The 13014-nt window shown below is 45.0% G+C and carries 9 protein-coding genes; all 9 read left to right on the forward strand.

The features are described from left to right. Window positions 1-14 precede the first annotated feature (14 nt). Window positions 15-704, forward strand: a complete 690-nt coding sequence (locus BTO10_RS13370) for a hypothetical protein (RefSeq protein WP_258098451.1) — start codon at window positions 15-17, stop codon at window positions 702-704. A 317-nt stretch (window positions 705-1021) separates the two neighbouring features. Beyond that, complete coding sequence (locus BTO10_RS13375) at window positions 1022-3616, forward strand: hypothetical protein (protein WP_105024829.1); 2595 nt, start codon at window positions 1022-1024, stop codon at window positions 3614-3616. A gap of 92 nt (window positions 3617-3708) precedes the next feature. After that, the gene (locus BTO10_RS13380) at window positions 3709-5343 is read left to right on the forward strand and encodes a carboxylesterase family protein (protein WP_105024830.1); all 1635 of its coding nucleotides are present in this window, start codon (window positions 3709-3711) and stop codon (window positions 5341-5343) included. Window positions 5344-5677: 334 nt separating this feature from the next. Beyond that, a complete protein-coding gene (locus tag BTO10_RS13385) occupies window positions 5678-6457 on the forward strand; it encodes a winged helix-turn-helix domain-containing protein (protein WP_004738313.1) in 780 nt (259 codons plus the stop codon). A 187-nt stretch (window positions 6458-6644) separates the two neighbouring features. Beyond that, on the forward strand, window positions 6645-6965 hold the full coding sequence (locus BTO10_RS13390) for a hypothetical protein (RefSeq protein ID WP_004738312.1): 321 nt from the start codon (window positions 6645-6647) through the stop codon (window positions 6963-6965). Between the two features lie 307 nt (window positions 6966-7272). Beyond that, on the forward strand, window positions 7273-7992 hold the full coding sequence (locus tag BTO10_RS13395) for a GntR family transcriptional regulator (protein WP_105024831.1): 720 nt from the start codon (window positions 7273-7275) through the stop codon (window positions 7990-7992). Between the two features lie 37 nt (window positions 7993-8029). Beyond that, window positions 8030-8926 carry a methylisocitrate lyase gene (prpB, locus tag BTO10_RS13400; RefSeq protein ID WP_105024832.1) on the forward strand — a complete coding sequence of 299 codons (897 nt, stop codon included), beginning with the start codon at window positions 8030-8032 and terminating at the stop codon, window positions 8924-8926. A gap of 159 nt (window positions 8927-9085) precedes the next feature. Beyond that, a complete protein-coding gene (gene prpC / locus BTO10_RS13405; RefSeq protein ID WP_105024833.1) occupies window positions 9086-10276 on the forward strand; it encodes a bifunctional 2-methylcitrate synthase/citrate synthase in 1191 nt (396 codons plus the stop codon). 78 nt (window positions 10277-10354) lie between these two features. Continuing rightward, window positions 10355-13009 (forward strand): Fe/S-dependent 2-methylisocitrate dehydratase AcnD, encoded by a 2655-nt coding sequence (gene acnD / locus BTO10_RS13410; RefSeq protein ID WP_105024834.1) that lies wholly within the window; start codon window positions 10355-10357, stop codon window positions 13007-13009. Window positions 13010-13014: the final 5 nt, after the last annotated feature.

The raw sequence follows: 13014 nt of genomic DNA on the forward strand, positions 1-13014 counted from the left end.
AGAGACCAACAATCATGAAATTTTCTCCTATTTACGCGGCGTTGCTCACCAGCTTAGCCAGCATTTCAGCAGCGCATGCCGCTCAACACACGCAGAACATTGCGGAAGGCTATGGCGCAGACAATATTTCGCTAAACTTGCAGTGTTTAGATTACAACCCTAATGGTGTCAGTGCATTTTGTATTGCGAATTTTAAACCGAAGGGGCTTACCCTAGAGCCTAATCAAAGGGTCACGATCACCACGCCAGTTTCGTTCCCACAGGGCTATTGGTTCGAAGAGCAAGCGCCAAGCAAGGTGGTGATTATTGGCTCTGATGGGCACAATTCTACCTGTTCAAGCTTAGGAGATAGCCAGTGGTCGTGCTTGATGCCTGAGTCTGGTTACCACAGCACAGGTGTTCAGATAGAACTGTGGGTGGCCGATGGCGTGCGCTGGATGTGGGGCGGTGAACTGACCATCGATGATTTAGTGGAGCCGGTACCGATGGAGGCGTGTATTGATCGCGCCATTGCCTCGATTGAATTGTGGAAACACCAGGGGTTTGATAGCTACCGTTATACCGCAGAAAAACTTCACTTAGCGCTGGAAGGGCTACCGACTATCCCTTACCAAGACACCATCGATGAAAATGCTCTGATTCTGGACATTTTACACACCTGCGCCTTGCAAAGTGACGAGGTGCCCGCGCCTCTTAAGCCATAATACTGGCTATTCTCTCATTAAGTGAACCCGGCTTTTTCAGTCGGGCTCACTTCTGCCTAACTCATTGAATTAACAAGCTCTAAAAAAAACTCATAAAACCTAAACTAACGGTAATTCACTGTATTTCACGCCGAATCAAGCACAAGCTTGGTGGGTCTTTAAACGTTGCTTGCTGTTGGCTGTGCCTTCCAACAACGGCCATTTGGCTGACCATATTCAGTGGCATTCGTTGCCAACGAATTCGAAGCAGTTGAGGTTTAAAGGCCTTTATCTCCATTTAAATACTGTTATTTTCAATCAAAGAGACTTACATCTTAATGAAATTTTCTCCTATTTACGCGGCATTGCTCACCAGCTTAGCCAGCATTTCAGCAGCGCATGCTGCTCAACACTCTCAGAACATTGCGGAAGGTTATGGCGCAGACAATATTCCGCCCAACAAGCAGTGTTTAGATGTCAACCCTAATGGTGCCAGTGCATTTTGTGTTGCGAATTTTAAACCGAAGGGGCTTACCCTAGAGCCTAATCAAAGGGTCACGATCACCACGCCAGTTTCTTTCCCGGATGGTGTATGGTTCGGAGAGCAAGCGCCAAGCAATGTGGTGATTCGTGGCTCTGATGGGCACAATTCTACCTGTTCAAGCTTAGGAGATAGCCAGTGGTCGTGCTTGATGCCTGAGTCTGGTTACCACAGCACAGGTGTTCAGATAGAACTGTGGGTGGCCAGTGGCGTGCGCAACAAGTGGGGCGGCAACCTCACCATCGATGATTTGATCCCTGATGCGCCTGCAATTGAAAACGCATCCGCGACATTTGTACCGGCAAAAGGTGAAAACCTGACCCGAGATGGCAAAATGTGGCTAGCGACCCAAACGCCAATCAATGTCAAGTTAGACTTTGATTTGGTTAACGGCAGCACAAACAGTTTTGCTAACCAACCTATTCGAGTGCTACTGCAAAAAACGGTCGGTACTGGCGAAGACAACACCACAACAGAGTGGGTAACGCTATCAGGCCAAAGTCAAAGCATCAACAGTGGCCACAACACCATCACGGGTCAGGTTATTCCTTCGCAAGGTTGGGATTCAGCGGCGTTCTACACGGTATCGATGGGTTATAAGCTGAACGACAAAGAGGAGATTCTTTTTGATGATACGCAAAGTCCTACTTCAATGACAGGCCAGGGCGCTTACTTGAGTGCATCGCCTATGCGTATTGTTGATTCTAACAACCCAGACAGCACCTGTGTGTTGACACCAAACACACCAGAGTCGTGCGACTTTATTGCAAACGGTAGTGGTGTAAAACTGACGGGCCTTAATGTATGGCAAGATGATGACAACCGACAAAGTATTCAAGCGGGCACTCAAACTAAAACGTTACAAGGCGGCCACGTAACAAACGACGTCGCGTTTGATCTTCAAACCACAGGCAAACAGACGTTTACTTGGAACAACGTTTCTACGGTTGTGACGTACAACACTGATGCCAGCCAAATTGTGCTTGCCGATGCTGATGCAACGAACGATGTGGTTTACGACAACGCATACATCAACGGTGCTGTTACTAAGGTAACAAACAAAGGTAACCGAAATGGCAACCGTGAAGCGCGTAATACTGGTATTCAAGTGTCACTTGATACAATGGATCACAGTGCGATTTCAGGTTTGGAAAGTGTTACTTGGTCGGCAGAGTATCCTCTGGTTGAGTTTGTGAAGGTATACGCTCCCGAGCTACCAAGCCTAGTAGAAGAAGGTTTGAAACTGGTAGAGAAGGCAATCAATGGCACTATCTTAGCGAACTCTGTTGAGTTCTCTGAAGATGGTCAATTCTACTTAGATGTTGCTTCTCTTAACGATGGTATTACAGACGCAATTGCAAACTTAGGCAGTCAGTATGACCAGTACTTCCCACGTTTTGCAAACGTTGTACTCCCACTGGACCTTGTCGCGCATTACCGTGTACACGGTGTTGATAAGGTGAAGTCAAAACGCTTCAATATTGCGATTGGTGACCGAGGTAAGCGTATTGTTAACTTCGATAGCAATGGTAACGTACAGTGTTTGACCAATGTTGGCGGTAAGTTTGCTTTCCAAGATTGTGATACATCACAAGCGGTAAATGAAAATACCGACCCTAATGTGCTGTTTAAATTTGTACCAGCGGCGCCAGGCACCATCACACACCCGACGAATGTATTCCAAGTTCGCCCAGCGAGCGATGATACACAGTGTTTAACGGTAAATGGTTACAGCAGTTACAATGTGGTTAGCCAAGGATGTAATGTAGACGCTGGTGTATCTCAATTGTTCTCTTTTAAAGCGCAATCTGATAACCACCTAGAAGAATCTATTGTTGCTTCAGGCAATACTGCAGAGATGACAATTTCTTCATTGTGGAATGGCCGTGTCTTTGACCGCAGTGGCGGTGGTGCTGGTGGTAGTCAATGGGGGGATTTGATTGTTTACCCGAAAAATGGGGACAAGGGTTCAATGAACCAACACATGTTTGTTTCTCGTTTCGGTATTCAAAATGAAGCGAACCGACCACAAACTGTGCCAGTAGATTTAACAATGAGATGTCAAACGGGTGGCTCATTCCTGAATTACTGGAGCCGTATCCAGCTGACCGCGACCAACAAGTCAGATTACGACGCGTATGTTCGTGTTAACTGGAATGAACGTTGGGAACTGGTTCGAGCGGGTACAACTCGAATGGTCGATAACCGTTTAATGTCTATGCCAGTGGCTTTCGATCAGGTGTATCGTTTCTTCCCAGAGTTTAACCCACACAATGCATTCTTCTCTCTACCAGCGAATGAAACGAAGTGTGAAGCGGGAATGGGCCGACCAAATCTTGATTTCACTGAGACGAAGAAAGGCTACAACGCTTGGACAGTCGCTCCTGAATAATAGTTTGTAAGCATAGGGAGCAAGGTGACAAACCTTGCTCCTTTTTTTCGATTTTTACAAATAACACTGATTCTCTATTTATGAGTAAACCGATGAAAAGTACGTTATCAATCTCGATTGCAGGCGCCGTTCTAGCGTTAAGCAACCAAGCCATTGCTGCACCCAATGTGGATGTTGAAGGGGCGACACTACAAGGCCTAGCACATTCGCCGGTGGGCTATTCATCACAAGTTGATGCGTTTATGGGCCTAAAATATGCTTCAGCAGAACGCTTTCAGGCACCCAAGCTTAATCACTTTGAAGCTGGCGTTCATTATGATGCGACTTCTGCAGGGGATATCTGCCCGCAAATACCTCACACAATGGAAGCGAACGGCGTAGTACAAGAAACACAAAGTGAAGACTGTTTAAATGCGAACGTTTGGCGCCCATCAGGTGTTGAACAAGACGAAAAGCTGCCCGTTTATGTGTTCATTCATGGCGGTGCATTTGAGCTTGGCTCTAGCACGGTCAAGCAGTTTGATGGCGCGAAGCTTGTTGCTAAAAATGCAGATGAGGGCAACCCGTTTATTTTAGTTAGCATGAATTACCGTTTGGGTATTTTTGGCAGCTACTACAGTGAACAACACTCTGGTAACTACGGAATCCAAGACCAGAAGGCAGCGTTGCAGTGGATTCATGCCAATATCGATAGTTTTGGTGGCGATGCCGACAATATTACTCTGTTTGGCGAAAGTGCAGGTGCGATGTCGATTGGCATCCAATTAATGGATGAGCAACAAAACTCTCACCTGTACCAACGTGCCATCATGGACAGTAACCCATATGGTGTTAAGTACAAAGATGCCGAGTCAGCGAAATGGGTAGCGGGTATTGTTCAAGATAAGCTTGGAAAGGACAAAGACATTACTAGCGTGCCTTTTGAAGAGATCGTGGATGTTCAGGTTCAAATGAAAGCTGTAGCAACGCAGCTGAATAGCTTGACCAGCATTACCCCTAAAACAGCGGGTCTGTTATCTTGGGCACCCTATGTCGATGGAGAGACTGTCCCGTATCAGCCGAGTGAACTAAAGTCAGTAGATGGTGTTAATGTGACTCTGGGTTTCAACCAAGATGAGTCGAATATCTTTGTTGCGCCGTTTGATGCGCTTCTTGATTTACCAGGCAGTTATAATTCATTGATCGATCTGTTTTTCGGTGCAGATAAGGGTTCTAAGCTACGTGAGATTCCAGAGTTCAAATTAAGCTTCTGGAATAGTACGGCAGCAAAGCGTAAAGCCAATGCCCGCAAATTAATGAATCAAGTGCTGTTTGCTTGTCCATCTCAACAGGTTGCGCAAAACTTGGCTGCAGGTGGTTCGAATACGGCGCTATACCAGTTCAACTATCAACCTGACTTTAGCCTGTGGCCCGACTACTACGTAGAGAGCTTTGCCAAAACGTGTAAGCCATCTGAGAGTTCATGCCATGGTGCAGAACTTTCTTTTATTTTCGGTAATGAGGTGAATGCAGTATCTGGACCTACTGAATTTTCTAATAAGGACAAGTCTGTTAAAGATGATCTTATGTCACAGTGGTTACAAAACTCTACATTCACACCATACGCTTTAGAAAAAGACAATGTGACAGTCTTCAACACTAACGGTGAGTTTGTTACGGAAAATGATTGGGACAACACGCTGAATTCCAGCTTATGTGAACAAGTAAACCAAGTGATGGCTTTGTAACCCTAATACACAAGCATAAACCAAAACCCTGACCACTATTATTCTAAATTATTTGTTAGTTAAATGGTTAGGTATCAATCAAAAAGCCACAGTTTATGTATAAAACTGTGGCTTTTTTATTTTCTTAGTAAATTGAATAAATTTTAGGTCAAATAGTAAACGTTTTTCCTCTATTTTTGCGTAGTGGTAGGGGGTAATTAAATCCTTTCCAGGATTCATTTCAATTCTGATTGGGCGACTGTGTTTATCAAGTTGCTTACTAGGTATAATTGTTCTGTGATTACAATCGATGTGATTTTATGAATCTAAATGCTTTAATGAGGTTTTTCTATCAATGAATGTAGAATTTGATAGTGGGAAAAATAAAATAACTTATCGAGAAAAGGAATTACTGCTCAATAATAACGAGTTTAAATTAGCTATTCTTTTATTGGAAAAGCAAGGAGAAATGGTCGAAAAGTCGACCATATTAGATACAGTTTGGAAGAACAAGGTGGTGACTGAGGGGTCGATAAAACGAAGTATTTCGCTTTTGAGAAAGGCCTTTTATGATCTAGAGGCGAACGTTGAAATCAGGGCATTCCGTGGTGTTGGTTACAGTATAAGCACTAAACTGAATGTGTTTATCGATAACACACTGATAAGCTTAGACTCTGAAGAGCCAGAACTTGAAAAGAGCGAGCTCTTATATCAGGGGATTACAAGCAAGATATCAACCAAGGCAAAACCTATTTTAACGCTCTTAATTAGTTTAAATCTTGCTATTGGTGGTTACTTTTTGTACCAGGATTTTGCTTACTCAGGTTTGTCCCAGATCTCCCCATATATGAAAGATTCTTTTATATCTTCTGATTACCATTTAAAGGTCTTGGAGAGTCGGACCGGTAATAATATCAACCTGATTACTTTAAGGGATCATACTGCGCCGAAGCCGTTATTGAACCTTATTAGCCAGCTGAATACCGATATGACGCTATTTTATCAAGTTGACGGTAAGAAGGTCTACTTCGCCTATGCCCTAGAAGATGTATCGCAAAACTCTTATGCTAATAACTATATAATCTCAGTTCACTCTCAAAATGAAAAAATTAAAAATATCCTTGAAAAGTTTTAATAAGTATCACTTTTTCTTTCTGTTAAGTTTAGTTTTTATGCTTTTTTCTTTTATTAGGCATTATACGCATCAGAATCGTCACAACTTAAGCTTTGTCTACAACTATAAACAGTACGTTGAAAGAAAGAACGGGCTCAAACTAAAGACATTAAGCTCGACCAATTTTACTGATGAGCACTTTTCCATCATGTCTTACTCTTTTTCGAATAACGGTGATGGGGTGTTGTTTACTTCTGAAGCGCAAGTGGTTGAGAGGCATAAAAACGTTTTCGAGTACTGTCTATATGATTCTGAGGTGGAGGACTTTACTGAACATAAAACCGATCCTCACTTTGAAGAGTTGTTTTTCACGGCATCTGACATCGTAATGAAAACACGAACCCGAGATGTGAGTAGTAGTGCCGTGAATTACTTTAGCCAACACATCGTACTTATCAAAGGGGGAATATTTGAGTTCCCAACGTTGGTATCGCGTTCTCGCAGTCAACAATACGTGCCAATAACCTGATTCAAACGAGTAGACCGTTAATGTCAGAAATCAAAAAGCGTGTAAAACGGTAAATTTCCATACGTACTGTTTCGTCCCATATACTTTCACTTGACTCGTAGCGCTGGTAATACACTAATACCCCATCGGGTTCTGCTAAAGATAATTCACCAATCCAACCTCATATTGTTCAGTTTTTCTGCGTCATACCTTAGTCTAAATTGTCGACAATTATCTTGATTGTCGACAATTTGATCGTGTATTTTATGTTCATGTTGTTAAATTGTTGACAGTTTTGGTTCGACAATGAGAAGTGAGCAGAGTGAAGATGAATACTGCGACAAAAGATCTTGCCTTAAGCGCTAACATAAAAACGCGTGTTGGTGACAAAGAAAATACCAAGTCAGAAAGCCTGACGGAATACTTGGTTGAAGCGATAGTCAGCGGTGACTTAGCTCCGGGCAGCAAGATCTCTGAACCCGAGTTAGCTAAACGCTTTGAGGTAAGTCGAGGCCCATTGCGCGAAGCGATTATGCGTGTCGAAGGGTTAGGGCTGATTGAGCGAATTCCTCATGTTGGCGCCCGAGTGATTACCTTTTCTGCTGACAAGCTACTTGAGCTTTACGCGGTTCGTGAGGCTCTAGAAGGCATGGCTGCAAGGCTAGCAGCAAGACACATCACACAAGAAGAGCTTATCGGGCTTGAAGGATTATTGTCGACACACTCAAAACATATCGATGAAGTAGAGGGTTCTTCCTACTTTCATCAACACGGCGATTTCGATTTCCATTATCGAATCATAAAAGCCAGCCGCAACAGCAAACTTATTTCTCTACTGTGTGATGAGCTTTACCACTTGTTACGCATGTATCGCTATCAATCACCTAGAGCGCAGTCTCGACCAAAAGAGGCGCTTGATGAACATAAATATATCCTACAAGCAATCCGTAACCGTGATGAAGAGCTAGCAGAAATGCTGATGCGTCGACACATATCCGGTAGTCGTCTGCTTATCGAACAACAAATTCAATCCAAAGGTGTGGATTAAAAACTTACAAAATCAACATTAAACAGGGAGCGTCATTATGAAGTTATCAGCAGGAGCGAAGTTCCGCCAAGCTGTGCAAGACAATGATCCACTGCAGATCGTCGGCACGGTAAATCCGTATTGCGCGATGATGGCAAAGAACTTAGGTCATCAGGCTATCTACTTGTCTGGTGGAGGTATCGCCAATGCGTCTTACGGTTTGCCTGATCTGGGTATTACCACATTGAACGATGTGTTGGTCGATGTGGAACGCATTACCAACGCGTGTGATTTACCTTTGCTGGTGGATATTGATACGGGATTTGGTGGGGCGTTTAATATTGCACGAACCATTCGAGCGATGGAAAAAGCTGGCGCTGCTGCCATTCACATGGAAGACCAAGTGGCTCAGAAGAGATGTGGTCACCGACCAAATAAAGCGATTGTTAGCCAACAGGAAATGGTCGATCGAGTAAAAGCGGCAACCGATGCAAGAACTAGTGAGAGCTTTGTGATCATGGCTCGAACCGATGCTTTGGCCGTGGAAGGCATAGACAGTGCGATTGAACGTGCGATTGCGTGTGTTGAGGCGGGTGCTGACATGATTTTCCCTGAAGCGATGAACCAGCTCGACCAATATGTAAAGTTTTCTGAAGCGCTCAAATCAGCAACAGGTAAGCATGTGCCAATCTTGGCCAATATCACCGAATTTGGACAAACCCCACTCTACAACTGCAAAGAGCTAGCGCAATCTCATGTCGACATGGTGCTTTATCCACTCAGTGCATTCCGCGCAATGAACAAAGCGGCGGAGAATGTTTATAAGCACTTGCTAGTTGAAGGTAATCAGGAAGCACTGTTGGATTCAATGCAAACTCGTAAAGAGCTCTATGAACACCTGAATTACCACGACTACGAGAACAAGCTGGATCAATTGTTTTCGAGTGACGAATAAACACAGTTTCAAACATTAAAACATCAACTTAATCCAATAACGTGAATGGTTAGTCAGCCACATCGGGTCCGTGAAATCGAATGAGATAGTTGCGGTCACTGAATATAAATAGTCAGCACCAAAGAGTGCAGGGCGGCTAACCCAGAAAAGGAGTTCATCATGTCTGTATCTTTGAGTGATAAAGCAACTGTCGATAATGCTTCAGCAGTAAACCAACAAGCAAGCGCAGCACCAGCGATTGGTGGTGCTGGTCTGCGGGGGCAAAGCGCAGGGTCGACGGCGCTATGTACGGTTGGCAAATTAGGAACGGGTTTAACTTACCGTGGCTATGACATAACCGACCTTGCGAATCATGCTCAATTTGAAGAAGTCGCACACCTGCTACTAAGAGGTCATCTACCCAGTGAAAAAGAGTTAGACGACTACAAAACATTGTTGATTGGTTTACGTGGCTTGCCTCAACCGTTGAAAGCCGCTTTAGAACTTATCCCTGCAGACGCTCACCCTATGGATGTGATGAGAACAGGCTGCTCAATGTTGGGTAACTTAGAGCAAGAATCTGACTTCTCTGAGCAGCTATCAGCAACTGAACGTATGCTTGCACTTTTCCCTGCCATTATCTGCTATTGGTATCGCTTTAGTCACGATGGTGTGCGAATTGATACACAGGATCAAAGCGAACCATGTTTGGGTGGCTACTTCTTGAAGATGCTAACGGACAAAGCTCCGAGTGAACTGCATAAGAAGGTCATGCACTGTTCTCTAACGCTTTACGCAGAGCATGAATTTAATGCTTCTACCTTTGCAGCTCGGGTTTGTGCATCAACACTATCGGATATTCATTCGTGTGTAACAGCAGCGATAGGCACATTAAGAGGCCCTCTACATGGCGGTGCGAATGAAGCGGCAATGGAAATGATCCAAGATTGGAAAACCGCCGATGAAGCTGAAGCGAACATCATGACGATGCTTGCAAACAAAGACAAAATCATGGGCTTCGGTCATGCCATTTATCGTGAGAGTGACCCACGCAACGCGCTAATTAAACGTTGGTCAAAAGAGCTAGCACAAGAAGTTGGCGACGAGCAGCTTTACGCGGTATCTGAGCGCGTTGAAGCGGTTATGAAGCGTGAAAAAGGCTTGTTCTGTAATGCGGACTTCTTCCATGCTTCTGCCTATCACTTCATGGATATTCCTACCAAACTATTTACGCCTATCTTTGTGATGAGCCGCCTTACAGGCTGGACGGCGCATGTGTTCGAGCAAAGAGAAAACAACCGCATCATTCGTCCAAGTGCAGACTACACCGGGCCAGAGCATCAAGACTGGCTCCCTATTCATTTACGTTAATCCTTTTGTCTCAAGGCGACTCATATATCGAGTTGTCCTTGAGAGCCAATGAATAGAATTTTAGATAATGGTGGATGTATGTCTGATGTGAAAATTGAGAAAACCCCGAGCCTTGACCAAAACATAGGCGTTGAAAATAGCCAATACAGAAAGGTTCTACCGGGAACTGGCTTAGAATATTTCGATGCCCGTGAAGCGGTAGACGCGATATCTCCGGGTAGCTATAAAATTTTGCCTTATACGTCGAGAGTATTGGCGGAGCAATTGGTGAGACGCTGTGATCCAGCGGCTCTTGAAGATAGCTTGAAACAGATCATTGAGCGTAAGAGCGACTTAGACTTTCCTTGGTATCCAGCGCGTGTCGTGTGTCATGACATTTTGGGTCAAACCGCTTTGGTTGATTTAGCGGGCTTAAGAGATGCGATTGCTGACCAAGGTGGGGACCCAGCCAAAGTAAACCCAGTGGTCGAAACTCAACTGATTGTGGATCACTCTCTAGCTGTAGAGCATGCGGGGTTTGATAGCGAAGCGTTTGATAAAAACCGTGCAATTGAAGAGCGTCGCAACGAAGACCGATTTCATTTCATTGAATGGTGTAAAACGGCGTTTAAAAACGTCAGTGTGATTCCTGCGGGCAATGGAATTATGCACCAGATTAATCTGGAAAAGATGTCTCCGGTCATTCAATCTAAACAAGGTATCGCGTACCCAGATACCTGTGTTGGCACCGACAGCCATACACCTCATGTTGATGCGCTGGGCGTCATTGCAATTGGTGTAGGTGGATTGGAAGCTGAGACAGTGATGCTCGGTCGCCCTTCGATGATGCGTTTGCCAGATATTGTGGGCGTTAAACTTACCGGTCAGCGACAAGAAGGCATTACAGCAACCGATATTGTGCTTGCTATTACTGAGTTTCTTCGCAATGAAAGAGTAGTTTCAAGCTACTTGGAATTCTTCGGTGAAGGCGCGCGTGCACTGACTATTGGTGACCGTGCGACTATCTCTAACATGACACCTGAATACGGCGCGACGGCAGGCATGTTCTACATAGATGAGCAGACCATTCAATACCTTAAGCTGACAGGTCGAGACCCTGAGCAGGTAGAGTTAGTCGAGCTTTACGCTAAGCAAACCGGACTGTGGGCGGATGATCTCGATTCGGCTCAATATGAGCGTGTACTCGAATTTGATTTATCGAAAGTTGAGCGAAACCTTGCAGGACCTTCGAACCCTCATCGCCGCTTACCAACAAGCGAACTTGCCCACCAAGGTATCAGTCAAGCCTCTTGGAAAGCGCAACACGCTGAACAATATAGCGAAGAGCAAATGCCAGATGGCGCGGTAATTATCGCCGCGATTACCTCTTGCACCAATACCAGTAACCCAAGAAACGTGGTAGCAGCGGGACTAGTGGCGAAAAAAGCCAATCAACTTGGTTTGGTTCGTAAGCCATGGGTGAAAACGTCATTTGCGCCAGGATCTAAAGTCGCCAAGCTCTATTTAGAGTCAGCAGGTTTGCTTCCAGAACTGGAGCAGTTGGGTTTTGGCATTGTCGGCTATGCGTGTACAACTTGTAATGGTATGAGCGGGGCATTGGATCCTCAAATTCAACAAGAGATCATTGAGCGCGACCTCTATTCCACTGCGGTGTTATCTGGAAATCGAAACTTTGATGGTCGAATCCATCCCTATGCTAAACAAGCTTTTCTAGCGTCACCGCCATTGGTGGTTGCTTATGCCTTGGCTGGCACGATTCGTTTTGATATCGAGAAAGATAGCCTCGGCACAGATAACAACGGCAACCCTATCTATTTAAGTGACTTGTGGCCAACTGATGCGGAGATCGATACGGTTGTTGGCGAGCATGTAAAACCACAACAATTCCAACAAATTTACGTGAAAATGTTCCAGCCAGATGATGAGCAGCTAAGCAGTGAGCCGCTATACGATTGGCGACCTAAGAGCACTTATATTCGTAGACCGCCTTATTGGGAAGGTGCGCTCGCAGGTGAACGAAGCCTGTCTGGTATGAGACCTCTAGCCATTTTAGGTGACAATATCACCACCGATCATCTGTCACCATCAAATGCGATTCTTGCATCAAGTGCGGCAGGGGAATATCTCGCCAAAATGGACGTTCCAGAAGAGGACTTTAACTCGTATGCGACTCACCGAGGTGATCATTTAACTGCACAAAGAGCGACCTTTGCTAACCCGAAACTTTTCAATGAAATGGTCAGAGAGTCAGGGAACGTGGTGCAGGGTTCATTGGCACGAGTTGAGCCCGAGGGAGAAGTAACTCGCATGTGGGAAGCGATCGAAACCTACATGAACCGTAAACAGCCTTTGATTGTTGTGGCTGGCGCAGACTATGGACAAGGTTCATCACGCGACTGGGCGGCTAAAGGCGTGCGATTAGCGGGTGTTGAAGTGATTGTTGCTGAAGGCTTTGAGCGAATCCACAGAACCAATTTAGTGGGTATGGGCGTCTTACCTCTGCAATTCAAAGAGGGGACGGACCGCAACACCTTACAACTCGATGGTACTGAACTTTACGATGTGTATGGCGACATCCAAGCGGGTTCAGATTTGGCGTTGGTCATTACTCGTAAAAGTGGTGAGAAACTTGATGTGCCAGTGACTTGTAGATTGGATACGGCAGATGAAGTGAGTGTGTATAGCGCTGGTGGCGTATTACAACGCTTTGCCAAAGACTTTCTCGCGCAATAGGAGCC

It is taken from the genome of Vibrio chagasii (assembly GCF_002954585.1).
In the GTDB taxonomy this organism is placed as follows: Bacteria; Pseudomonadota; Gammaproteobacteria; order Enterobacterales; family Vibrionaceae; genus Vibrio; species Vibrio chagasii_A.

What these genes read in the sequence shown, in the direction of transcription:
- BTO10_RS13370 (WP_258098451.1), top strand. Translation starts at nt 15, where the DNA reads ATGAAATTTTCTCCTATTTACGCGGCGTTGCTCACCAGCTTAGCCAGC.
- BTO10_RS13375 (WP_105024829.1), top strand. Translation starts at nt 1,022, where the DNA reads ATGAAATTTTCTCCTATTTACGCGGCATTGCTCACCAGCTTAGCCAGC.
- BTO10_RS13380 (WP_105024830.1), top strand. Translation starts at nt 3,709, where the DNA reads ATGAAAAGTACGTTATCAATCTCGATTGCAGGCGCCGTTCTAGCGTTA.
- BTO10_RS13385 (WP_004738313.1), top strand. Translation starts at nt 5,678, where the DNA reads ATGAATGTAGAATTTGATAGTGGGAAAAATAAAATAACTTATCGAGAA.
- BTO10_RS13390 (WP_004738312.1), top strand. Translation starts at nt 6,645, where the DNA reads ATGTCTTACTCTTTTTCGAATAACGGTGATGGGGTGTTGTTTACTTCT.
- BTO10_RS13395 (WP_105024831.1), top strand. Translation starts at nt 7,273, where the DNA reads ATGAATACTGCGACAAAAGATCTTGCCTTAAGCGCTAACATAAAAACG.
- prpB (WP_105024832.1), top strand. Translation starts at nt 8,030, where the DNA reads ATGAAGTTATCAGCAGGAGCGAAGTTCCGCCAAGCTGTGCAAGACAAT.
- prpC (WP_105024833.1), top strand. Translation starts at nt 9,086, where the DNA reads ATGTCTGTATCTTTGAGTGATAAAGCAACTGTCGATAATGCTTCAGCA.
- acnD (WP_105024834.1), top strand. Translation starts at nt 10,355, where the DNA reads ATGTCTGATGTGAAAATTGAGAAAACCCCGAGCCTTGACCAAAACATA.